Raw genomic sequence first — 24,723 nt, 5'->3', positions numbered from 1 at the left:
GGATGCAAACAAAAGATCCAAGAAAAAAATGTAGCGCAGCCACAGGACCCTAACATCGTCACGGTGAGCGCGGAACTGGCAAACAACCTGAAGGTGGGTACGGCGCAAATCACAGACTCAACTGGAACACTTCAAGTGGCAGCGCATGTGGAAACAGATGCGCGGCGCATTGCGCGTGTTGGGTCGCCGGTTGCCGGAAGAATTCTTCGGCTGATTGTCTTTGAGGGGCAGAAGGTCAATGCCGGCGCAGTTCTAGCCACACTTCACAGCACAGACCTTTCCGATGCACAGATGCAACTGATCAAGGCGGAATCGCAGCAAGGACTGGCAGCAGCCGGAGTTTTGCGTGCGGAACAACTTGTTGCAGCGGATGTCATCGGTCGTGCAGAACTGGAACGTAGGCGTGCAGAACAGTTGCAGGCTGCGACCGAAGTTGCTGCATATCGAACACAGTTGCGTGGTTTTGGAATGACCGAGGCACAAATTCATCAAGTGGAGACGAATCGCAGACTGAGTGCTGATTATCCGATCGTGTCTCCGCGTTCAGGCACGGTGTTGAAACGCGACGTGACGGTAGGACAGGTAGTGCAGCCTGCTGACCCAGCCTTTACGATTGCCGATCTTTCCAGTGTCTGGATCGTAGCCAATGTTCCTGAAGAAGAGGGTGCTGTGCTGCAGCAGGGGATGGAAGTGGTCGTTCGTATCCCTGCGCTGCAGACGGAAGATATCCACGGCCAGCTTAGTTTCGTATCGCCGATTGTGGATCCCAATACCAGGACCATTGCCGTGCGGATGGACGTTGCAAATACTGCGGGAATCCTGAAGCCCGATCAGCTTGCCAGCATGGCTTTTACTGGCAAGAGTCAAAAGCAATTGACAATACCCAACACTGCGGTGGTGCGTGAAGAAGACAAAGATCATGTCTTCGTGCGCATCGGGAAGGGACGCTACATCCTTCGCGAAGTGGTGCTTGGTGCGGAGGAAAATGACCGTCGCGCTGTTGTCAGTGGCATTACCGCAGCAGATTCTCTGGTTCTGGATGGAGCCTTCCATCTCAACAATCAGCGCAAGCAGGCGGCCATTAAAGGGGGCGAATAAGTATGCTGCAACGCCTTATCGCAGGCGCTCTGCGGCAGCGTCTCATCCTGGTTGTCGTCACATGCGTTCTGCTTGGCTTTGGCCTGAATGCGGCAAAGCATCTTTCTGTGGATGCTTTTCCGGATGTTGCAAATGTACAGGTTCAGATTGCGACTGAGGCTACTGGGAAAAGTCCTGAGGAAGTAGAACGCTTTGTTACGGTACCTATCGAAATCGCCATGACTGGGTTGCCAGGTATGACGGACATGCGTTCGCTGAATAAGCCGGGACTCTCGCTGATTACGCTGGTCTTCAGTGATGAGAGTGATCTCTTTCGTGAACGCCAGATGATCTCTGAGCGCCTCGCGGAATTGCGAGATCGTATGCCGGAGGGTGTAACTCCGGTGCTCGGCCCCATTACAAATGCATTGGGTGAGGTGTATCAATACACGTTGGAAGTTCCAGGTGAAGCGGAAGCCAAGCATGTGCTGACACAAGAGGAACTCATCCAGCGGCGTACTCTCCAGGATTGGATTGTTCGACCGTTGCTGCGCTCCATATCCGGTGTTGCAGAAATTAACTCCACCGGAGGATTCGTCAAGCAGTATGAAACTCTTGTCGATCCTCAGAAATTGCATTATTACAACCTGACGATTCATGATGTGAGTTCCGCTCTATCGCACAACAATGCGAATGAAGGCGGGGGCGTTCTGCCGCAACACGCAGAACAATATCTGATCCGTAGTGTGGGACTAATTCGCGATCTCGATGACATCCGCAATATCGTTCTGAAAGAGACAGGCGGAACGCCGGTTTATATCCGTGATGTGGCAGATGTCCGTATCGGAACAGAAGTTCGATATGGCGCCATGATGAAAAACGGATATTCAGAGGCGGTAGGTGGCGTCGTTCTGATGACCAGTGGTGGTAACGCAAAGGAAATTGTCAGTCGAGTCAAAGAGCGTGTGGCAGAAATCAATACGCGGCATATGATTCCTGACGGCCTCCAGATTGTTCCGTACTACGACCGTTCGCAACTTGTGGATGCGGCGATACATACCGTGACTGAAGTGCTGGGAGAGGGAATTGTTCTGGTCGTTGTTATTCTCTTCCTCTTCCTTGGCGATTTACGTTCCAGTCTCATCGTCAGTGCCAATCTTGTGTTGACGCCACTGCTGACGTTTATGGCTATGAACTATCTCCATATCTCAGCGAATCTGATGTCGCTTGGTGGTCTGGCAATTGCCATTGGTCTTATGGTGGATGGTTCTGTCGTGGTGGTGGAGAATGTGTTTGCAACATTGAGCCATGCATCACATGGTGGTCGTCCAATGAGCCGTCGCGGGAAGTGCGACATAGTTCTGCAGGCGGTTGGAGATGTTGCGACTCCCACAGTATTCGGCGTTACCATCATCATCCTCGTCTTTCTCCCACTGATGACTCTGGAGGGGATGGAAGGAAAAATGTTTGCGCCATTGGCGTATACCATCGCCATCGCGCTTGCCATTTCTCTGGTGCTTTCGCTTACACTTTCGCCCGTACTGTGTTCCTATCTGTTGAAAGGCGGAACAGAAAACGACACATGGCTAGTGCGCATCCTGCGTCGCCCCTACCAGTCTTTACTTCATTGGGCCACTCGCCACCGCAGGTGGATGATCGCCGGTGTCGTTGCGTTGTTCGTGGCGTCATTGTGCCTGTTCCCATTCCTGGGCACATCGTTCATCCCGGAGATGCAGGAAGGGACACTCTCACCCAACGCGGATCGTGTTCCCAATATCTCGTTGGATGAATCGCTGCGAATGGAAAAGCAGATGCAGGCCCTCATGCTCAAGGTTCCGGGGGTGGAGAATGTTGTCAGCCGTGTGGGACGTGGTGAATCTCCGGCCGATCCTGCAGGCCCCAATGAAGCAGACGTACTTGCATCCCTGACGCCGTTTGATGAAAGACCACGCGGGATGACGCAGGATCGGATTGCAGAGCAGATACGGGAAAAGCTTGCCACACTCCCCGGCATTAACTTGGTAATGTCGCAACCCATTAGTGATCGTGTGGATGAAATGGTTTCCGGTGTCCGTGCAGATGTAGCGGTAATGTTGTATGGCGACGATCTCAATTTGTTGGTGAAAAAAGCCGGCGATATCGCGCGTGTGGCGAGCAGCATTACGGGCACGCAGGATACGCGTGTGGATCGTGTCGGTGGCCAGCAGTACTTAACGATCCAGATCAATCGTGGTGCGATCGCACGTTACGGCCTTAACGCATCGGACGTAAATGAAGTGATTGAAACAGCAATTGCAGGAAAGTCCGCTACGCAGATCTACGAAGGTGAGCGGCGATTTTCTGGAGTGGTACGACTTCCTGCGCGGCTGCGCGACAGCGTGGAAGACGTACGAGAGCTACTTATCAGTTCGCCGGATGGGCCTCACCTCCCCTTGAAGGAACTCGCAGATGTAAAGGTGATGGAAGGCCCTGCTCTGATTAACCGCAGCATGGGCAAACGCCGCATCGTCGTGGGTGTGAACGTACAGGGACGTGACCTTGGCGGATATGTGAAGGAGTTGCAGCAGAAGGTGGATCAGCAGGTGCCGCTGCCTTCCGGTTATTTCATTGAGTGGGGAGGACAGTTCCATAACATGGAACGTGCCCTGCATCACTTGATGATTATTGTCCCCATCACGATTGCAGCCATTTTCTTTCTACTCTTCGTGCTCTTTAAGTCCGTGCGATACGCGGCGCTGATCATTACCGTCCTGCCTCTGGCGTCCATCGGTGGCATTATCGGTCTGTTCGTCACGGGTGAATACCTTTCCGTTCCGGCATCCGTAGGCTTCATTGCGCTTTGGGGCATCGCAGTATTGAACGGAGTCGTTCTTGTTAGCTACATCAAGAAGCTCCGTTACGAAGGGCGATCCCAGGCTGAGGCAATTCGCGAAGGCACTGCTTTGCGTTTTCGCCCCGTCATGATGACGGCCACTGTGGCGGCGCTGGGACTTGTGCCATTCCTGTTTGCGACAGGCCCGGGATCGGAGATTCAGCGGCCCCTCGCAATCGTTGTTATCGGTGGACTGGTTACTTCTACAGCTCTAACGCTTCTGCTGGTGCCCGTTGTGTACCCCCTGTTCGAGGGAAAGGACGTGCCTTTGTCATCAGAAGATGAGGATCACGTGCAGGGAGCAGCACCCTGCGTTTCATAAGCTGACCTCATCTTGTGCAGACTCACGCGTCGCGTCTTGCATCACAATGGTGAAGCGGACCATTGGAGGCGCGGGTACATATGGTGATCGGCACTGGTGGGCTGAAGGAAGCTTCACTCTTTCGGACGAAGGCATTTATCGCCGGCGTATGGGCAGATGCTGACAGCGGTGAAACGTTTGATGTGCACAATCCCGCAGACGGCACACTGCTGGCCAGCGTGCCGAAGATGGCTGAAGCGGAGACACGTCGTGCCATTGATGCTGCTCGCGCTGCATGGCCAATGTGGCGAAACAAAACTGCGAAAGAACGCGGGCTGATTCTTCGTCGCTGGTACGATCTGATGCTTGTGCACGCAGATGATCTTGCGTGGATTCTCACCGCGGAACAAGGCAAGCCGCTTGCCGAAGCAAAGGGCGAGATTCAATACGCCGCTTCTTTTCTGGATTGGTTTGCCGAAGAAGGAAAACGTGTCTACGGTGAGGTGGTTCCCAGTCCATGGCCACGAAGCCGCGTGGTGGTGTTGAAGGAATCGGTAGGTGTATGTGCGGCCATCACACCCTGGAACTTTCCTGCGGCCATGATCACGCGCAAAGTGGCTCCTGCCTTGGCGGCCGGCTGTCCCATCATCGTGAAGCCTGCGGAAGCGACACCACTCACGGCTCTGGCGATGGCAGAACTGGCTGCTCGCGCAGGCGTTCCCGTAGGTGTCCTTTCCGTCATTACTGGCGATCCTGTTGCCATCGGTAAAGAACTTACCAGCAACACAACGGTACGCAAGTTGTCGTTTACTGGGTCAACTGCTACAGGCCGATTGCTGATGGCCCAGTGTGCTCCGTCCATCAAGAAACTATCGCTCGAATTAGGAGGAAATGCCCCGTTTCTGGTGTTTGAAGATGCGGATCTTGATGCCGCTGTGGAAGGCGCAATGCAATCGAAGTATCGAAATTCCGGCCAGACCTGCGTTTGCGCGAATCGCCTCTATGTTCAGGAATCTATCTATAAGCAGTTTGCAGAGAAGCTTTGCGACGCGGTCCGGAAGCTCAAAGTAGGCGTTGGAACAGAAGCTGATGTGATGCAGGGTCCGCTCATTAACGAGTCTGCAGTTCGCAAGGTGGAATCGCATATCGCAGATGCAGTTGCGAAAGGAGCTTCAGTCCTTGTCGGTGGTGATCGTCATGAACTTGGCGGGCGGTTCTTTCAGCCAACTGTTATTGGGGATGTGCGATTCGATATGAAGATTGCAAAAGAAGAAGTGTTCGGTCCGGTCGCGCCGCTTTTCCGCTTCAGCAATGAAGAAGATGCCATCCACCAGGCCAATGACACGGAGTTCGGGCTGGCTGCGTATATCTATACGCGAGATATCGGACGCGTATGGCGCGTGTCAGAAGCCTTGGAGTACGGCATGGTCGCAGTGAATTCCGGCATCCTATCCACTGAAGCTGCACCATTTGGCGGCATGAAACAGTCGGGCCTGGGGAGGGAAGGATCGCACCTCGGTATCGACGAATATCTGGAGGTGAAATACGTTCTCCACTCCGGTCTTTGAGTGGTGGAAATAGAAAGAGGCACAGCTTCCGCTATGCCTCTTTCTGTTAGCTCCGAAAGGGATTATGAGTAGATACGCCGTGCCAGCAGGTTTTCAACCTGCTCCTGGCGTCCGGAACGCGGCTGCGGTTGGATGCTGTTCTTCAAGGCATCCTCTGCAATCTCATCCAGTGTCTTCTTACCGGTAAGCATGGCCTGAGCTTCCGGTGTCTGCCAGCCTGCGTAACGATCGGTAATCACCTTATCGTACGTGCCTTCTTCAATGATGCTGGCTGCCTTCAGGAAAGCGCGTGCGCACAGATCCACCCCGCCAACATGCGCATAGACCAGGTCTTCCGGCGTAAAGCTCTGGCGGCGCACCTTTGCATCAAAATTCATGCCACCCACGCCCAGACCGCCGGCCTTGATGACCTGATACATGGCCATCGTCATGGTCCACAGGTCGTTGGGGAACTGGTCGGTGTCCCAGCCCAGCAGGGCATCGCCGCGGTTGATGTCGAGTGAGCCTAGAATGCCGAGCGCACCCGCCGTCGCAATCTCATGCTCAAAGGTGTGGCCAGCCAACGTGGCATGGTTTGCTTCCAGGTTTACGCGAACTTCGTTTTCCAGACCGAACTTCTTCAGGAAGCCGTATACCGTTGCCGCATCGAAGTCGTACTGGTGCGAGGTTGGTTCCTTCGGCTTTGGTTCAATGAGAATCTGTCCTTTGAAACCGATCTTGTGCTTGTAATCCACCACCAGCGACAGAAAGCGGCCCATCTGTTCCAGTTCCTGCTTCATGTCGGTGTTCAGCAGCGTTTCATAACCTTCGCGGCCACCCCACAGAACATAGTTGGAGCCACCCAGCTGCTGCGTAACATCCATGCAGTTCTTCACCGTGGCTGCGCACCATGCAAAGACGTCCGGATCAGGATTGGTGGAAGCGCCGGCCATGAAGCGCGGATGCGAGAAAAGGTTCGCTGTGCCCCACAACAACTTCGTGTTCGACTTGCTGATCTTTTCGCCCAGATAGTCCGCAATGGTGTGCAGATTCTTCAGCGTTCCCGCAAGCGTCTCTTCTGCTGGCGCAATGTCTGCATCATGGAAGCAGAAAAAGGGGAGATCCAGCACGCGGAAGAGCTCGAATGCGGCATCAGCCTTAACTTTTGCCTGCGCAATTGGATCGCCTGCTTCCATCCAGGGCCGATGAATGGTTGAACCGCCGAACGGATCAGTGCCGGTCATGGCAAAGGAGTGCCAGTAAGCGACCGCAAAGCGCAGATGATCCTTCAGTGGCTTGCCCAGAACGACGCGCTCTGCGTCATAGAACTGATAAGCAAGCTCGTTAGTGCTGGTGGGACCTTCATACTTCACGGTGGGCAGATCATGAAACAACGTGTCAGACAAGGAATTCTCCAATCGTGAAGGGGTTAATGGGATGCGCCGGATTGCAATTCAGGATAGGCCGCAAAAAGGCACATGTTGTAGCGATATCTTGCGGCACGGTACAGAGAAAGATGTCTTTCGCGGGCTTCCGCGGTCTTGGACTCATCAACTTTGACCATGCGCTCGCACAGTTCAACGAACGAAACAGGCGTGCCGTTCTGAATAGATTTTGCGAACACAGCCTGGATCGCAGCACCAAGGCATCCTGCTTCATCTTCCAGCGGAACCTGAATTGTGGCACCTGTGGCATCGGCCAGCATCTGGCGCCATTGCCTGGATCGTGCGCCGCCGCCAATCACCAGAATCTTCGTTGCAGGCTTACCGTCCAGGATCAGATCAAGACCGTTAAGAATGCCAAAGGTAACGCCTTCAATCGCGCTGCGCAGCAGGTTGGCAGGTGAGTAGTTCACCGCGGAGATGCCATGCAAACTGCCTTGCGCGTTGGGAAGATCGGGTGTGCGTTCGCCATTAAGAAAGGGAAGGAACGTTAGTCCACCTGCGCCGGGTTGCGTGTCCGCAAGGATGGGGTCAATGTCTTCTACGGTGAGACCCAGCAGGTGCAAGGTTTGCGTGACCACGTTCGTGGCGTTCATGGTGCAAACCAGTGGCAACCAGCCACCAGAAGACGAACAGAACGGAGCTACGCTGCCGTTGGTGGCAGCCAGTGGAGTATCGCGATAGGAATATACCGTGGATGAGGTGCCCAGGCTTAACGTAACCACGCCTTCACGCACATTACCCGTGCCAATGGCGCCCATCATGTTGTCGCCGCCACCACTTGCCACAACACACTGAGGAGAAATTCCAAGTTCCGCGGCAACATCAGGACGAACTATTCCGACAATAGCGTCCGCTCCTACCAAGGGGGGCAGTGCTGCACGCAGCAGGCCCGAGCCATCGTCGATCGCGTCGAGAATTTCCCCGATCCATGTGCGTGTTCGCACGTCGAAGAATGCTGTGCCGGAAGCGTCACCGTATTCTGCGACGATGTTTCCTGTCAGCCAGAAGTTTAAGTATTCATGCGGCAGAAGAATATGACGAATCCGCGCGAAGTTCCCCGGCTCGTTTTCTTTGATCCAAAGTAGTTTGGATACGGTGTAACCGGTGAGTGGAAGAATGCCGTAGCGTTCCAGAACAGCCGATGCACCGCCGAGCTTCTCAATCAACGCAGCATTCTGAGCGGCAGTTTCCGTGTCGTTCCAAAGCTTCGCAGGACGAATTACATTCTTCTGTTCGTCCAGGATAACGAGCCCATGCTGCTGGCCAGAAACGGAGAGCGCAACAACGTCTTTGCCGTTGGCCGAAACTGCCTGCTGTACCGAGGCGATAAGAGCATCCACCCACCAGCGCGGTTCCTGTTCGCGTGCCCCGTTGTCGCGCTCGATCAACGCGTGTTTTGCATAGCCGCGGCCATGCGCTTTGCCGTGTAGGTCGATGAGGAGAGCTTTTGTGCCCTGGGTACCGCAATCAATTCCAAGGTACATTTGTGTGCTTCCTCTCATGCGTCGTGCTGGCTGTTCGCGGATTTCCCGTCAAGTTGGAACTTCAGCGAAAGCCGATTTTGTTTATACCAGAAAATATATGTTCCGGCCTAGGCCATGTCAACGCGCAACGCCGCATTCTGCCGCGAGAGAGATTACTCCCGGAGAAGAAGTAATGCCAGCGTTTATTGTTCCAGTTGGATCATGCAGGTATGGTCTGGGCGCGTTCGTGTGTAGAACGGTGATAACCCGCGTGACGCTGCATCAGCATGGCTGCGCCTCCGCTCAGGCGTGCCAGTTCTGCATCACCCGCTGCACGGAGTTGTGGTGCATCTCCGGCAAGCATGGACGAGGAAAGTTCATGTTCAATGATGGGCCCGCAGAGATCCCATGCCGCGGTAATGTCACCGACAACAAGAATCAGCTCTGGCGAGAGAGTGGCTGTGACCATGCGAAGGCCACGCCCAAGAGCGCGGGCCTGTTCTGTGATGGCTTCTCTTGCCAGTGCATCGCCATCTTCCATCAGGCGCAGCAACTCATAAATGTTCTGTACCTTCTTGCGGCTGCCTGCGTTGTAATAGCGGATCGCCGCACGAGAAGACGACACCATCTCCCAGCATCCGTTTTGTCCGCATTGGCACTGCGGGCCGGCGGGATCAACCGATACGTGGCCAAATTCACCGGCAAGTCCGTTGTATCCGGATTGCATGTGACCGCCGGCGAGAATCGCGGCTCCCACGCCTTCCGCAACGGCAACCAGTACCACGTTCGTGACGCCTTCCAGCCGCCCGTACCAGAGCTCGGAGATCAGGCAGACATTCGCATCGTTGTCGATTTCCACCTGCAGGCCGGATTCTTTTTCGAGTGCGGATTTCAGATCGAAGTCGTGCCACTTCATGTTCGGTGCCAGCAACACGCGTTGCGTAACGGGATGCATACGGCCGGGCAGGCTCACACCGACCCCCTCGAACGACTTGGTGGAATGTTCTTCGCGCAGGGCACGCATGCGTTTGCCTATCTGTGCAACTGTGCGAGCCAGATCGGAATATATGGGAATCGTTTCGCGTGAAAGAAAACGCCCGCTGAGATCCACCACTGCAAGAATGGCGCGATCTGGTCGCAGGTCCAGTGCGAATGTAACCATGGCGCTGTTGACGGCGAGCATGGTGGATGGGCGCCCGCGCGCTGCCTTGATGACGGCGCCTTCCTGTACCCAGTTTTCCTGCACAAGCTGTTCCACGATCTTGGAGACCGTGCTGGGACGTAACCCGGACAGACGCGACAGGTCTGCCCGGGCCAGGGGTTGTTTGAAGCGGATCAGTTCCAGGATGATGTCGCGATTAATATCGCGTGCTATCTCGCTCGAAGCTGGCTGTACCGAGGCAAGGTCGATCCTGCGAACACCGCGCATGGGACGAGTACCGTTTTGCCTGGGTGCAGATGGCTTCATGAGTGTATTTCCAACATGCTACGCCATTTCGCCGGTTTTCTCGGTGTCATCACGATAGCTTTGTCCATACTGAACCGTTTTCCGCGGAGGCAAGCACGGCATCGATGAAACGCATGCCACGAACACCGTCCTGCACGTCTGGCAATAGCTTCGATATCAGATTCGGTTCACGGTTCTCCAGTTTGGCTTCCAGCAGTTCTGCCAGGTCCTTGTAGAGCTGACCGAATGCCTCCAGATAGCCTTCCGGATGGCCAGAGGGAACACGTGTGCTGTACGCCGCCCAGGGACCCGCTGCCGGGCCGCCGCGCGTAATGGTGCGGGGTGCTTCGTTCAGGGGCGAGTGGATAAGATAGTTCGGGTTTTCCTGATGCCACTCAAAGCTGCCGAGCTCGCCGTGGATATGAAGCGTGAGGTCATTCTCAATGCCTGCGGCGATCTGCGAGGCGACCAGAGAAGCCTTGGCTCCCCCTTCAAAACGGATCATGGCTTGTACGTTGTCGTCGAGGCGGCGGCCCGGGACGAAGGTGGTCACATCAGCAGCGATGGATTCCGCCTTCAGGCCGGTGGTGAAAAGAGCGAGGTGATAAGCATGTGTGGCAATATCGCCCAGCGCTCCGCCCTTACCGCTCTTCGTTGGGTCTGTGCGCCATGCGGCTTGCTTTGCGCCAGTCTGTTCCACCGGAGTGGAGAGCCAGCCCTGCACGTAGGCCACGTTGATCATGCGGATCTTACCCAGCGCACCGTCCAGAATCATCTCGCGCATCTGGCGCACCATGGGATAGCCGGAGTACGTATGCGTCAGACCGAAGGTGAGACCGGTCTTCTGTATGATCGCCGCCAGATCCTCCGCTTCTTCCACGGTCATCGTCATGGGCTTGTCGCACATAACGGGAATACCCGCGTTGAGAAATGCTTTTGCAACGGGGTAATGCGTGCTGTTCGGCGTAACGATGGCGACTACGTCGATGGGCTCCGGATGCTTCGCTTCGGCCTCTGCCATCTCCTGATAGCTTCCGTAAGCACGCGGAACGTGGATTTCTTTTGCGAAACTCTTTGACTTTTCCGGATCGGAGGAGAGGGCCGCAGCCACCAGTTCAAAGCGGTCGTCCAGGCGTGCGGCCATGCGGTGCACCGCGCCGATGAAGGCTCCCGGGCCACCGCCCACCATACCCAGACGAAGACGTCGTTGCAGCTTTGCCATGATTCTTTCGATCTCCTCTTACAGACCCAGCAGTTTGCGCAGCATGGCGGGGTCCGTTTCCGCTCCTGCAAAATCGTCGAACGCTCTATCGACCGCCTGGATGATGTGCTTCGCAATGAACGGAGCGCCTTCGCGAGCACCCTGCGCGGAATCCTTGATGCAGCATTCCCATTCCAGCACAGCCCAACCATCGAAGCCGTACTGTGTCAGCTTGGAGAAGATGGCGCCGAAATCCACCTGACCATCACCGAGCGAACGGAAGCGTCCTGCGCGGTTCGCCCACGACTGGAATCCACCGTAAACGCCCTGTCGTCCTGATGGACGGAACTCCGCATCCTTTACATGGAACATGCGGATGCGCTCGTGATACAGGTCGATGTATTCCAGATAATCCAATTGCTGCAGAACGAAGTGGCTTGGATCAAAGAGCAGGTTGCAGCGCGGATGATTTTTGACTGCTTCCAGGAACATCTCGAACGAAGCGCCATCATGCAGGTCTTCGCCGGGATGAATCTCGTAGCAGAGGTCGATACCGTTTTCATCGAAGGTGTTCAGGATCGGCGTCCAGCGCTTGGCCAGTTCGCCAAAAGCAGTTTCTACCAGTCCCGCAGGGCGCTGCGGCCAGGGATAGAGATACGGCCATGCCAGTGCACCGGAGAAAGTCGCGTGTGCCTTTAATCCCAGGTTTGCCGAGGCCTTTGCTGCGTACGTGAGCTGCTGCACGGCCCATTCCGCGCGTGCTTTCGGATTGTTATGAACTTCCTCAGGGGCGAAGCTGTCAAAGAGGGCATCGTACGCAGGATGCACGGCAACAAGCTGGCCCTGCAGGTGCGTGGAAAGCTCGGTTAGCGCAACTCCGTGTGATGCAAGTGTTCCAAGCACCTCATCGCAGTAGGTCTTGCTCTCCGCCGCCTTCTTCAGGTCAAACAGGCGTCCATCCCAACTGGGAATCTGGACGCCCTTATAGCCGAGTGATGCGGCCCACTGTGCAATCTCGTTCAGGTTGTTGAAGGGCGCTTCATCGCCCGCAAACTGAGCCAGAAAGATGGCCGGCCCCTTGATCGTCTTCATGAAATCTCCTGCGGCGTTCCCGACAATATTACCGTTGCGGAGGTGCCTGTGTCGGCGTACCGGGCGCTGCAGCACCGGGAGCACCTACCGGACGAGGTCCCATGGGACGCGCAGGCAGGGTCATATCCAGCGGATTGGCACCTTTTGCCGCGTTCGGATCCATCGCAGCCAGATCGGCACGGAAGCTCACGGTGTTCGCCGTGGGGAAGCTGGCTGGCACAGCCTGTGTGACTTTGCCGGTAGCCGCCCACTCCACACCGCGCTGAAACAACACGACGGAGTCGGTGGAGCTTTGTGCATAGACATCATGTCCCCATGCCGTGTGGAAGGTGCGTCCCTTGCCAAAGGTCGAGGTCATCACCATTGGTTCGTCGTAGCCGGTGCCGTGATTCTTGGGATCGGAATAGGCTGTGGCTAGAACCGTCATACCGCCGGGACCGCGGAGGTTCGCATACAGTTCATCGCCAATGTGCATCCACGTTTTCGGAAGACCACGCATAACCGGATTCGATGTGTCTCGTACGGTCACCACAAAGGGGATGCGCTGGCCGTGAGTTGCATAATGGCCGGGGTCTTCGAGAGGAGTCATCTTGCCATCCTTCCAGACCCAATGCGGACCAGCATCTTCTTTGCGTCCACGCCAGCCCCCTACGCCGATCATCTGGTTGAAAGCCTTCCACTGCGGAAACGCGTTATCCGCTGCGTGAATGGTGACGAGGCCACCACCATTTTTCATGTACTGTTCGAAGCTGGTCTTGACGTCATCTGGCCAGCGCTCGTCCGGTGCGTCATAGTTCAGCACAATGACGCCATACTTGCTCCAGTCCGGATGGAAGCTGCTGAAGTCAGCACCCTTTGGCGGGGCCGTGAGCACTTCCGTATCGAAGATGCCGACCTCATCCAGCTCCTTCTTCAGAACAGGCGTAATGGCGGCCCAGTTGTGATACGGAGCGGCGCTTTCACCATCCACAATCAGAACGCGGATGTGCTGTGCTGCCCATGCCTGTCCAGCGCACAATACGCTGGCCATGATTGCCATTCCGAACTTCTTCATGGAACTGCTCCCGCGGCTATTTCGCCGCTTTCTTCGTGCCCGTACCTTTGGCTGCTGCCGGAGAACCGGGCAGTGTCCATGCATACATCACGCTGCCGCTGCTCATCAGCACCACCTGCTTGCCATCCAGCTCGTAGGTGATGGGTGTGGACGAGATGTTGCCGCCAGTGCCTGCATGCCACAGTGTTTTGCCGGTGGCTGTATCCAGGCCAAGGAAATTGCCGTCCGCATCGCCGCTGAAGGTCAGGCCACCCTCGGTCGTGAGTACGCCAGAACCAGCGCGGCGGCCAAGCTCATGCGACCAGCGAATCTTGCCGGTGCGATAGTCGATGGCTTCGAGGACGCCCTTGCTCCACACGCTGTAATCCGCGCCTGCCCAACCGTAGGCTCCGTCTGCCGGTTTGCTGAAATACACGCTGTAGCTGGGTGACGCGCTCACAATGAACAGTCCAGTTTTTGGATCGAAGCTGGGAGAACGGAAGTTCGTTAAACCGCCCTCGTCCGGTGCGATCAGACGTCCATCCGGAGCCGGCTCCTTCTCGGGATCAGGAATCGGTTCGCCGCGTTCATCCACACCCTTGGACCAGTTCACCGGGCCAAACGGAGCAGTCACCAGGGACTTGCCATTTGTGCGATCAATCACAAAGAAGTAGCCATTGCGCGATGCCTGCATCAGCACTTTGCGCTTTTGTCCTTTGAAGTCCACATCGGCCAGAACCGGAATTTCAACTGCATCCCAGTCATGCGTGTCATGCGGCGAAGGCTGGAAAGCCCACTTCAGCGTCCCCGTATCTGGGTCAAGCGCCACGATGCTGCATGTGTACAGGTTGTCGCCGGGACGCGGCTTGCCATTGAGTACCGGCGTCGGATTACCGGTCCCCCAATACATCAAATGCAGATCAGGATCGTACGTGCCCGTCATCCAAACGTTGCCGCCGGTCGTCTTGCCCTTGGTGCCAACCGGATCGGTGGCCACCCAGTTCCACTGCGTTGCGCCCGTGTCTGGATCAAGCGAACGAATGAAACCCTGCAGGTTATCGAAGTCACCCGAAGCCCCCACGATGACATGGTTGCCGATAATCAGTGGTGACATGGTGGACCACTGTCCTTTATTCGAGTCGGCTACCACGACATCCCACAGCACTTTTCCGGTCTTCGCATCAAGCGCCATCGCATGCGCGTCGCTGGACATGTAGTAGAGCTTGTCCTTCAGGATGCTGACGCCACGCTGGCCAATGTGGAATGCTTTGTTTGGCGGTGCAGAGAAGTGCCAGATGGTATGGCCGGTGCGCGCATCAATCGCCCAGATGTTGTCCGGCAGTGTGAAATACAGGATGCCGTCCACAAGAATGGGGGTGGCCTTGAGGGGCTGTGTCTGGCCTGTCTGAAAGGTCCACGCCAGCGTCATGTTCTGCACGTTGCTGGTGTGAATCTGCGTCAGCGGGCTGTGACGGCGACCGCTGTAATCGCCGTGAAAGCCGGGCCAGCTATCCTTCGGCGGATTCTTCAGCATGTTGAAATCAACGGACTGTGCGGATGCTCCCAATGCACACACCGCAACCAGCGATAGGACTCGAACGCTCTTAAACCAATGCTTCACGGGAACCCCTGAATTACTTCAATGTCTGGATGTAGGCGAGGACGTCATGCATGTCCTTATCGGTGTACTTGCTCATGATCTCCACATGCTGCTCTGCGGGATTGCTGATCTTGAGCGTCACCGCGGAGACAGGCCAGGAGTGATACACGCCGAAGCTGTCCTTCATGCCGATATGAAATTCATCCTTGTACTCCAGCGGACCATCGTAGGTCTGGCCACTGGCTGTCTTCACGGATACGGTGGCCTTCGCCTGCCGCGGATACAGCATCTGCTGCAGCAATTGCAGGCCGCTGTAGCGCGATGCCACCTTGGCGAGATCGCCGGTGGTGGAGTGACACTTCACGCAGCCGCCAGTCGTTTCGAAATACTTCTTGCCAGCGCCAGCGTTGCCCGTGTGCAGATCGCTCTCTTCCACACCTTTGCGGTTACCGGTCTCCGACATGGCTTTATCCTGCTGCGAGTGGATGAAGGCAACAAGGCTCAGAATCTCGGAGTCGCCAAGGTTGAAGCGCGGCATACCCTTGTCGAGCCGCCCATTGCGCACCACCTGGCCAATGCCTTCGCCTTCTTTGTCGCCTGAGACGACTTTCGATCGCGTCAGATCAGGTCCGCTCTCGCCGCCACTGGCATCCTTGCCGTGGCAGAAAGCGCAGTTCTGCAGGAACAGCGTTCCACCGTTTTCAATCTGCTGCTCGGTGAATTTCGCATGTACCGGCAGTGGCCCCTGCGATCCGACGGAGACCTGTGGCCGTGCCCCCTGTGGGCGTAGAGCATTGGCGTTTTGCGCGGTGAGGTTTGGAAGGGAAGCAAATGCCATCGTCAGCAGTCCGGCTGAAACAGCACATTTCGTCAACAGATTCATCACAAGGTTTCCGTTCTTGCGTATCCCGTACAGCAGTGACAGTGATCGCCGGCATGTCTCCAGACAATCGCAGATGGAAAGAGGATAGAAAAGATTTATTTCTCGTCTGAGAATATAGGTTCGTATTGTTGCACGTGTCAAGCGGAATCGATGTCTGAATTGCCTGTAAACAGAGGGTAATAGCAAGCCTTCGGTTTATTGCGTTCGAAGAAAAGAAAAGGCCCCGAGATGTCCCGGGGCCTCCTGGAGAAATAAGCGTTTTAGAAGTTGATGCGAAGGACAAACTCAACCGTACGTGGATCAGCCGCGCCTGTGATCTGTCCAAAGGAGTTCTGGAAGGCACCGGTCGATGGACTGTAGTTCGGCTGGTACGTGCCACCGGCGAAGGTGCCCAATGTTCCACCCACACTGAAGGGCGAGAGGTGGTTTGGTGCATTGAACATTTCAGCACGGAATTCCGCACCAATGGATTCATGAATCGGAATGTTCTTTTGCAGAGCTACGTCCCAATTGTTAAATAACGGTCCTTTGATTGCTGCATAACCAAGGTTCCCATAGGTCCCGGGTGCTGGCTGTGTGAAGGCTGCGTAGTTGAGATATTGCTTACCATTGTGTGCATACGGACTAACTCCAGGAACGAGATTAGGACGCTGTGCGACGTTGGATGTCGTGACGAGGTTACCCGCCACGGAAATGCCTGAGGGTTGGACTATGTTGATGGGTAGCCCGTTCGCAATACGAGTAATGCCGGATACCTGCCAACCACCCAAAGCCGCTTTGTACCATTCGTGTTCATGCTGCCAGAAAGGCAGTGGATACACGTAGCTCGCCACAAAGATCTTCGGTTGATTGAAGGTGCACGGACCATAGTCTGCTGCAAGGCTGTTACTGTCTTGTGGCTGATAGTCAAAGCTGGAACCCATTGCTAAGCACTTCGACCACGTAAAGGCCAAACTGACCAGGCCTCCATGAGTAAAGCGGGTCTGTAGGCGAGTCTGGAACGAGTTGTAGTTGGAATGAGAACCGTTTGTATATTGGTAAATTTCTCCGTAACCCGTGTAGGGACGGCATACGTTGCGTTGCGAGGCGCAGGTAGGGTTCGCTTGTTCAGTTCCCGGCGCTCCTTGGTTCAGGTTTTTGCGATAGGTCAAGTTGGTAGAACGAGATCCCACGTAGTTCATTTCTAGGGAGGTATTGTTGAATAGTTTGTGTTGCACTCCCAAGCTGTAGTTGCTGATGCGAGGAGGGTTGAGGTTTCGAGCGCCTGAATTACCGATGTTCTGGGGGGCCGTTAGTGTCCCATTGGAACCGAGCGAGTCGGCATTGCCTGCGCTGAGGCTGGCGACCGCAACAAAGGGAAGCTGGGAAGAAGCACCATAGATGTAATTTCCTTCGACGCGCTCGTAGGACATTCCGTAGCCACCGCGGATAACCGTGTCCTGCTTCCCGGTAAGGTCATAGGCAAAGCCAACACGTGGTGCGAAAGTGTTGTAGACGGTGTTGATAAGCCCAGCGGGCAGGCCGTGGAATAGAGCGGTCACCTGCGGATTGTTGTAGACGCTGGGAGCGACCACTTGCTTTGCTTTATCCGAGAAGCCCGAACCGGGAAGGATAAGTCCGTTATAAGGGGCTGGGTTCGAGGTGATAAAGCCAGTGGTTGGGCTAACTGTGGCCGCCTTTGTAGGATCAAAAAAGTTGGGATCGAAGAAGGCGGTGTTATTTGGCCAGCTGCTGATAGGTGGCATGTATTGCCACCGCAGCCCCATATTCAGCGTTAAACGCCGACTAAGGGTCCAGTCATCCTGGAAATAGGTTTCAAATTGTGTAAAACGTGCCTGAATCTGAGGGATGCTGCTACCTTCGCTGTAAGCGGTGTAGTTACCCGCCACAAGTCCTGCTAGGTTCGCAAAGGTGAATGCACCATTCAATTGTGGCGGAGCGGTCTGATTTTTACGTGCACGCCAGAAGTAAGCACCTGTCTTCATCGAGTGATTCCCAACGACGATCGATAGGTCATCCTTCAGTGCGTAAATGCGCTGATAGTTGTCAAACTGGCGCGGTGTCGTTCCCGGGTTGCCATATCCGGTGATGCTGGTCTGAGGCATGTAAGTGGATGCGTTATAGAGCGTCGCGTATGTCATTCCGTAAGCGGCGCGCGTGACAGCTTTCCCTAGTTGCGGATTGGGGCGGATATTAACACCTTCGTTAATGACGTTCCCAGAAAAAGATCCCACTGCAGTGTTTACTGCCTTCGAACTGATCGTATGAATCCAGCGCGCATTCGAGGTCAAACCTGGAATGAGGCGATCATAAATAACAAAGTTTGTGGGATTACCGACGACCTTCACATTGTCATGAACGTAGGAACCACTGAACTGATTTTTTTCGTTCATGTGGTAGTCAACCTTGATCAGCCATTCCGATTGATCGTTGTTCCCAAGACTCAGGTAACGGAAGTTGCCACTTGGGTCCTGCAGAACGCTTGCTGCAATTGCGCGTCCCGTTGCGGTGCTTGGCCCGGTAGCGATTGCCGCAGCAATTGCTGCAGGTGTTGGGACTGTTGCGTTCTGGACCGAAGAGGTGCGCAACCGCTTGTACTCTTGTCCGGCGAAGAAGAACAGCTTTTCCTTGCTGGCGTTGAAGTGCCCAGGGATATAAATGGGTCCGCCCAGGGTCCATCCGAAATCGTTATAGCGAAGCGGCGCTTTTACCGGAGCAACACTGTACGAACTCAGAGCCCGGAAGGGATAGGCTTGAATGGCATCGTTACGGATGTACTCGTAGACGTTGCCATGAAAGCTCTGACCGCCACTCTTAATGGCCACCGAGACAGTCGCACCTGACGAGCCGCCATAACTGGCATCGTATGCGGATGCCACGTTACGGAACTGCTGCAACGAATCCGGCGAGATGTTGACGAAGTTGTTGCCGCCGCCGCCGTTGTCCTTGTTGTCCACGCCGTCGATGAAGAAGTTCATCGAGTCTGTACGGATACCGTTTACGGATTGCGAGTTGCCGTTGACGCCATACGTGCCGGAGATGGCAAAGCCGCTGGCCACCGTCTGCGAAACGCCAGGCTGCAGGGTGATCAACTGGATGTAGTTACGTCCGTTGAGCTGAATCTGCGTAGCTTCCGTGCTGGTGACGACGCCGCCGATTTCCGCGGTGGTCGTCTGGATCATTACGCTTTCGGCCTTTACCTCGACGGATTCGCCCACGCCGCCGACTTGAAGTTGCACTGGCACTGCAGGCTTCCCACCCACGTCCAGAGCCACACCGGTAACAACAGACTTCTTGAATCCGTCCATCGTGGTGGAAATGGTGTATGTGCCCACGGGAAGGTTCAGGGCGTTATACAAGCCGTCCCCGTTCGTCTTCACCGTGACAGAGATTTTTGTTGCTTCGTTCGTGACTGTGACGGACGCGCCAGGAACGGACGCGCCGGTTGCATCCGTCACGGTTCCGGAGATGGATTGGCTATCGGTTACCTGGCCTCTTGCCACGCCTGCAGAAACGCAGGCGAGAACAATTGGAATGATGATTCCACGCTTCATGTGACCCCCTCGAAATCTTTCCGCGTATTGCATGCGCACCGCGAAAAGTGAAACTAGCGTTGCTAATAGAGCTCCAGCTTTCTGGAGCAAGACAATCACTGGTTTTGTACGCGGCGCAAACTATATAGGAACCATGAATGCGACTGTCAAGACGAAAATGAGGAATTTACTATTTCCACAGTGGGAAAATCGGGTGGAATGACGGTAAATGCGACTGATTGGTCAGCGATGGCACCCATCTCGGGCTGGGATAAATGGGCTCCGGGGAGCGAAGAATAGTCCCGTGGTATGACCTTCAAAAGTATTTTTTGCAGCGAAGCGAATTATTGCCGGGGATGCGTCTGAAACGACTTTTGAAGGCGATTCAAGCACAGAGAAGCGGAAAACCTGACGGTCCAGGGACAAATCGGAGGGGTGGCTTGCTCTCTGTCTCTGGCGCAGAGAGTCGTTTATGGGGCACACTGTCTGTCTCAAGGAGAAACAGGGAATGCCCTTCGCTCACCCTGTGACGGCGGCACTGCTGGCGTCACAGCTTACGAACCTTTCCGGGATCGACATTGTGATCCTCGCGCTGTACTTCGTCATGGTGCTGTTCATCGGCTTCTATGTGAAGGGCGGCACCAACACGAGCGAAGAGTTCTTCCTCGCCGGCCGTGAGATGACCGCCTGGATTGCCGGTCTCAGTTTTGTTTCGGCGAATCTGGGGTCGCTGGAGCTGATGGGGTGGGCGGGGTCCGCTTACCAGTACGGCATCCTGGCGACGCACTGGTACTGGATCGGCGCCATCCCTGCCATGCTGTTCCTGGGCATTGTGATGATGCCGTTCTACTACATCTCCAAGACGCACTCGGTGCCGGGCTACCTGCAGTTGCGGTTCGGTGAGGGCGCGCGTGGACTGGCCGCTATCAGCTTCGGCTTCATGACCATCCTGATGAGTGGCGTGAACATGTATGCCATGGCCGTGGTCATGCAGACCGTGCTGGGATGGAACATCACCTTTTCCATCTGGATTGGCGCGATCACTGTGGCGATCTACGTCATGTTAGGCGGACTGCGGTCGGCCATCATCAATGAGGTGCTGCAGTTCGTCCTGATCTGGGCCGGTGCGGCGCTGATCCCGATCCTTGGCCTGATCGAGGCTGGTGGCTGGACCAACCTGAAGGCACAGATTGCTCATAACGTGGGTAGCAACGACTACACGCATCTGTGGTCCACGCTGGGCACCTTCAAGGGCAACCCGATGGGGATTCACTGGACCGGTATCGTCTTCGGTCTGGGCGCGATCATCTCCTTCGGTTACTGGACGACTGACTTCCTCGTCGTGCAACGTGTGCTGAGCGCCAAGGACCTGCGCGCGGCCAAGATGGCGCCCGTGATTGGTGCGGCGTTCAAGATGGCGGTGCCACTGATCGTCATCGTGCCGGGACTGCTGGCGTTGGCGGTACTCAAGAACCCGGATGGATCGCTGATGCACCTTGTTCCGGGTGATATTGCCCGCGCTACCGGTCAGCACTCGTATGACGAGGTGTTGCCGCTGATGCTGATCCGCTACTGTGGGCCGGGTTTGCTGGGGTTGGGCATTACGGCGTTGGTTGCGGGGTTCATGAGTGGTATGGCGGGCAACGTGTCGGCGTTCTCCACGGTCTGGACGTATGACATCTACGGCGCATACATCAAGCGGAATGCACCGGACAAGCACTATGTGTCGATGGGTCGCTGGTCGACGGTTGTGGGTATGCTGGTGTCGATTGGCACGGCGTACCTTGTGGCGCGTGCGGGTTCCATCATGGATTACGTGCAGGCGCTGTTCTCCTTCTTCATTGCCCCGCTGTTCGGCACGGTGATTCTGGGCATGCTGTGGAAGCGGGCTACGAAGCAGGGCGGTTTCTGGGGCCTGCTGGCGGGAACGCTCAGTTCCATTGCCATGTTCACGTATGTGCAGCTTGGCGGCGCGAAGGCGCTGGCGCGCATCGCGCTCTCTGCCGATGCGCAGCCGATGGCGGAGAACATGTACCGCGCGATGTGGAGCTGGATCATCTGCGTGATTGTGACCGTTGCGGTGAGCCTGATGACCAAGCCCAAATCGGACGAGGAGTTGAATGGCCTTGTCTATGGTGCGACGGTGATTCCGCATGATGGTGCGCGGACGCTGTGGCAGAAGCCGATCTTCTGGGCGGGCGTTGTATCGCTCGTGTTTATTGGCCTGAACATTCTCTTCTGGTAAAGGAGCGGGGAAACGATGGAACACAATACTGCTGAGATTCATCAAGTACACGCTTCGATCGGTGATCGGGTTGTGAAGCCGAAGGAACCACTGTCGCTTTGGCTTTTTGTCGGCGTGCTTTGCCTGGGGTATGGGTTGGTGCTGACGCCGGTGGGGATCTATGAGTTCTCCCATCCGCCTGCGGTGGTGCTGGCGAACCTGCATGCGACATTCTGGTGGGGACTGCTGATGACGATCTTCGGAGCGTTCTATACCATCCGGTTTCGACCGGGAAGCGGACGGTGAAGGAGGGGGGTACCCCCTTCCCCCTTGTTTTCCTAAAGTACTCTTTTTATGTGGGTTACGGTTTTGGTGGTCGCTAAAATCGTCTGCCCATTGGGGTTAGGGGCAAAATCTTCTTTCTAAATGGGTTAGGGCCGCGCTTTGCGCGGCCCTTTTTCTCTCTGTTTCTATTTTAGTGGTTTGGGGGAAATAGCCCGCCAAGTGTATTTCCTTTGGTTTGTTGTGGTTGGGTGGCTTGGGGGCTTGACAGTGTTCTCGATGCCTTCGGCTTGGTGCCAGCCATGATCTTCTGTGGACGCGCGGGGTTGAAGATGATGCTCCTGTTTGTCTTTTTGGCTGCGCGGTTTTCTTGGTTTGGGTTTCTTATGGCACGGCTGAAGCCGTGCCCTTTCAAAGAAGACGCGCTCTTGCGCGTTGGATCGCTCCTTTGGAGCGATACCCAGGTTAGCTTCGCGAACCTGGGGCACCCGGTTCTTTGGCTGGTGGTTTGTTTTGGGTTTCCTGGTGCGTTGTAGAGGGGGTGGAGGAAAGCAGGTCCTTCAGCTACGCTTCGCTTCGTTCAGGATGACGGTCTTTGACCGTAGGAGCTTCGCTGGGGGATGGTCTTTGACCGTAGGAGCTTCGCTCGGGGTGGTCTTTGCCGTACGAGCTTCGCTGCGGATGACGGTCTTTGACCGGTGGAGCTTTGCGGTGTTTTTGGGGACGTTAGAGGCACTTTTCGCACGTTTTGGACGGGTTCGGCATACACTTGCAGCCATGCATCGAAATCGGCGTGACCTTTGGGGTGTGTGGCTTTCGGCGGGGACGCATGCGCTGGTGATTGTGGCGGTGGTGCTGCTGGCGGTGAAGGCTCCGCACGCAGTGCGCGTGAAGTTGCCGGGCAGTGCGAATGGCAAGCATACGCTGTTGACGTACAGCATTGGCGGGCAGAAGAGTGCGGCGGCGAGTGCTGCTCCGAAGAAGGCCGCTGAGGCGAAGGTGAAGATACCAACGATTGCCAAGGTGGCTCCTGCGCCGGTGCCAGAGGCGAAGCCGGAGACGGAAAAGGGAAGCGGCTCGTCCGGCGTGAGTGCGCTGGGCAGCGGCAATGTGCGGATTGCGATTGTGAAGGTGTTTCCGCGTCCTGCGCCGGACCTGAGCAGCCTGCCGAAGGGTAAGGGCGGTAACGTGATCATGGACGCCGTGATTGATGCGCATGGCGTGATTACGAAGCTGACACTGGAGCAGGGACTGGGTGATCCGATTGACCAGCAGGTGATGGCGACAGTGCGGGGATGGAGTTTTGATCCGGCTACTCGGGATGGTCAGCCCATCGCGAGTGAGCAGGAGATCGTGCTGCATTATGAGCGTGGTTAAAGTAGCGCCTTATGCGGAGAGCATTATTTAGGGAACAGAAGTGCTGGTTGAGGTGTCTGTTTTTCCATGCAGGTTTTACCGTTGATTGCTGCGTTCGCATGTGTTGTCGGATTGGTCGCATCTGACCGGGAATCGATGCAGTCTTTCCCTGCGAAAGGGCTGTACGTAGCTCTTGCGACCGATTGTCCAGCAAACATGAGAGGCGAGCGTAGGATCGAAGTTGTTGCGCTGGGAAGCGATGGCCGTACCTATCTCAACGATGAGCCTATGAGTAAGCCGGCGTTGCGTGCAGAAATTGCGGGTCGCATGGCGACGAGACTCGAACCGATTATTTTTGTGCGGGGAGATGAACAGAGCACCTATGGACAAGTGCTTTCATTTGCGTCTGAGTTTGTCTTCGATACGCCAACGTTAACGGTTGCTTTTGCTACCAGAACTCAGGCAGGGCCAGTGAATCCGGAAGTGCGAAAGACGCTTCGGTTTCCGTATCGCATTGGCGATGAAGAGATGATGTTTGGGTACTGCCTATCGCAGAATTCCGGAACCCTGACGGCAAGAGGAATTCGAACAAGATAGCGGACAGTGGCGATTGAGCGCCAACGGTGCGACGCGATATTAGCCTAGGCCGCAGGCCTAGGTTTTGTTGTGTTGTGAGTGATGAGGGCCAACGGCCCGGTCTAATCCCACAGGTATTGTTCATCGTGTTCGACGCCGTAGCGTTTTAGGATGGCGCGGAGCTCGTCGCGGAAGTCGATCTTGCGGTGATGTTCTTCCTGGTTGTCGATGTATCTCACGAGCGCGTCGAGGTCGGACTTGCCGAGCGTGAATGCGCCGTAGCCTCGTTGCCATGCGAAGTTAATCGCACCCTGTGTTTTCATCCATTGCGATGAGGATGTTTTCAATTCAGAGATGAGGTCGGCGATGGTGATGGTGCGTGAGAGACCGATGGCGAGATGTACGTGGTCTGCTGTGCCGCCGACACGGAAGCATTCGCAGCCGAGGTTACGGGCTACTGTGGCGAGATAGGCGTGGAGATCGCGTGGGTTGCGGATCGTTGGCATGCGGTCTTTGGTGCTGAAGATGATGTGGATCAGCAGGAAGGTCAGAGATTGTGGCACGTGAGGATTATAGAGCGGGCCTTTGGCCCTTCCGAATTTTATGTGCGGTCTTACCTAGGCCTTCGGCCTAGGCTAATATATCGGCGCGCCTTTGGCGCTTGTTTCTGTGCGCGAGGCTTGCCTAGGCCTTTGGCCTAGGCTAAGAAATCGGCGCGCCTTTGGCGCTTGTTTCTGTGCGCGAGGCTTGCCTAGGCCTTTGGCCTAGGCTAAGAAATCGGCGCGCCCTTG

17 protein-coding genes are annotated in these 24,723 nt (G+C 55.7%); 7 read left to right on the top strand and 10 right to left on the bottom strand.

All coding sequences use genetic code 11. The features are described from left to right. Nucleotides 1-63 precede the first annotated feature (63 nt). The 3 genes from AB6729_RS06590 (at nucleotide 64) to AB6729_RS06580 (ending at nucleotide 5,818) form a co-directional block, all read left to right on the top strand. On the top strand, nucleotides 64-1,098 hold the full coding sequence (locus tag AB6729_RS06590) for an efflux RND transporter periplasmic adaptor subunit (RefSeq protein ID WP_371080782.1): 1,035 nt from the start codon (nucleotides 64-66) through the stop codon (nucleotides 1,096-1,098). Between the two features lie 2 nt (nucleotides 1,099-1,100). Continuing rightward, a complete protein-coding gene (locus AB6729_RS06585; RefSeq protein ID WP_371080781.1) occupies nucleotides 1,101-4,271 on the top strand; it encodes an efflux RND transporter permease subunit in 3,171 nt (1,056 codons plus the stop codon). A gap of 80 nt (nucleotides 4,272-4,351) precedes the next feature. Further along, nucleotides 4,352-5,818, top strand: coding sequence for an NAD-dependent succinate-semialdehyde dehydrogenase (locus AB6729_RS06580; protein ID WP_371080780.1), 1,467 nt, complete (start codon nucleotides 4,352-4,354; stop codon nucleotides 5,816-5,818). Between the two features lie 62 nt (nucleotides 5,819-5,880). Here AB6729_RS06580 and xylA read toward each other — a convergent pair whose 3' ends face one another. The 9 genes from xylA to AB6729_RS06535 all read right to left on the bottom strand — a co-directional run bounded on the left by xylA (nucleotide 5,881) and on the right by AB6729_RS06535 (nucleotide 19,515). Further along, nucleotides 5,881-7,203: a xylose isomerase gene (gene xylA / locus AB6729_RS06575; protein ID WP_371080779.1), complete on the bottom strand. Its 1,323-nt coding sequence runs from the start codon at nucleotides 7,201-7,203 to the stop codon at nucleotides 5,881-5,883. A gap of 23 nt (nucleotides 7,204-7,226) precedes the next feature. Then, nucleotides 7,227-8,726: a xylulokinase gene (xylB, locus tag AB6729_RS06570; protein ID WP_371080778.1), complete on the bottom strand. Its 1,500-nt coding sequence runs from the start codon at nucleotides 8,724-8,726 to the stop codon at nucleotides 7,227-7,229. Nucleotides 8,727-8,925: 199 nt separating this feature from the next. Continuing rightward, on the bottom strand, nucleotides 8,926-10,173 hold the full coding sequence (locus tag AB6729_RS06565) for an ROK family protein (RefSeq protein WP_371080777.1): 1,248 nt from the start codon (nucleotides 10,171-10,173) through the stop codon (nucleotides 8,926-8,928). A 49-nt stretch (nucleotides 10,174-10,222) separates the two neighbouring features. Continuing rightward, on the bottom strand, nucleotides 10,223-11,374 hold the full coding sequence (locus AB6729_RS06560) for a Gfo/Idh/MocA family protein (RefSeq protein ID WP_371080776.1): 1,152 nt from the start codon (nucleotides 11,372-11,374) through the stop codon (nucleotides 10,223-10,225). An 18-nt stretch (nucleotides 11,375-11,392) separates the two neighbouring features. Then, nucleotides 11,393-12,445: a sugar phosphate isomerase/epimerase family protein gene (locus tag AB6729_RS06555; protein ID WP_371080775.1), complete on the bottom strand. Its 1,053-nt coding sequence runs from the start codon at nucleotides 12,443-12,445 to the stop codon at nucleotides 11,393-11,395. Nucleotides 12,446-12,473: 28 nt separating this feature from the next. Then, a complete protein-coding gene (locus AB6729_RS06550; protein WP_371080774.1) occupies nucleotides 12,474-13,499 on the bottom strand; it encodes a ThuA domain-containing protein in 1,026 nt (341 codons plus the stop codon). A gap of 16 nt (nucleotides 13,500-13,515) precedes the next feature. Further along, nucleotides 13,516-15,099, bottom strand: coding sequence for an acido-empty-quinoprotein group A (locus tag AB6729_RS06545; RefSeq protein ID WP_371080773.1), 1,584 nt, complete (start codon nucleotides 15,097-15,099; stop codon nucleotides 13,516-13,518). A 13-nt stretch (nucleotides 15,100-15,112) separates the two neighbouring features. Continuing rightward, on the bottom strand, nucleotides 15,113-15,961 hold the full coding sequence (locus AB6729_RS06540; protein WP_371080772.1) for a cytochrome c: 849 nt from the start codon (nucleotides 15,959-15,961) through the stop codon (nucleotides 15,113-15,115). A 260-nt stretch (nucleotides 15,962-16,221) separates the two neighbouring features. Next, nucleotides 16,222-19,515, bottom strand: coding sequence for a carboxypeptidase regulatory-like domain-containing protein (locus tag AB6729_RS06535; protein WP_371080771.1), 3,294 nt, complete (start codon nucleotides 19,513-19,515; stop codon nucleotides 16,222-16,224). Between the two features lie 487 nt (nucleotides 19,516-20,002). On the opposite strand from AB6729_RS06535, the gene AB6729_RS06530 reads away from it, so the two are divergent. From AB6729_RS06530 to AB6729_RS06515, 4 genes are all read left to right on the top strand, one after another. Continuing rightward, nucleotides 20,003-21,739 (top strand): sodium:solute symporter family protein, encoded by a 1,737-nt coding sequence (locus AB6729_RS06530; RefSeq protein ID WP_371080770.1) that lies wholly within the window; start codon nucleotides 20,003-20,005, stop codon nucleotides 21,737-21,739. A 15-nt stretch (nucleotides 21,740-21,754) separates the two neighbouring features. Beyond that, nucleotides 21,755-22,024, top strand: coding sequence for a hypothetical protein (locus AB6729_RS06525; RefSeq protein WP_371080768.1), 270 nt, complete (start codon nucleotides 21,755-21,757; stop codon nucleotides 22,022-22,024). A 753-nt stretch (nucleotides 22,025-22,777) separates the two neighbouring features. Further along, nucleotides 22,778-23,377, top strand: a complete 600-nt coding sequence (locus tag AB6729_RS06520; protein ID WP_371080767.1) for a TonB family protein — start codon at nucleotides 22,778-22,780, stop codon at nucleotides 23,375-23,377. Between the two features lie 66 nt (nucleotides 23,378-23,443). After that, nucleotides 23,444-23,953, top strand: a complete 510-nt coding sequence (locus AB6729_RS06515) for an ExbD/TolR family protein (RefSeq protein WP_371080765.1) — start codon at nucleotides 23,444-23,446, stop codon at nucleotides 23,951-23,953. Between the two features lie 101 nt (nucleotides 23,954-24,054). Here AB6729_RS06515 and tnpA read toward each other — a convergent pair whose 3' ends face one another. Continuing rightward, a complete protein-coding gene (gene tnpA / locus AB6729_RS06510; protein WP_371080764.1) occupies nucleotides 24,055-24,495 on the bottom strand; it encodes an IS200/IS605 family transposase in 441 nt (146 codons plus the stop codon). Between the last annotated feature and the right edge of the window lie 228 nt (nucleotides 24,496-24,723).

Source organism: Terriglobus sp. RCC_193 (genome assembly GCF_041355105.1).
GTDB lineage: Bacteria > Acidobacteriota > Terriglobia > Terriglobales > Acidobacteriaceae > Terriglobus.
Note: the sequence above shows the minus strand (reverse complement) of the source record. Positions and strands in the feature narration are given on the sequence as shown.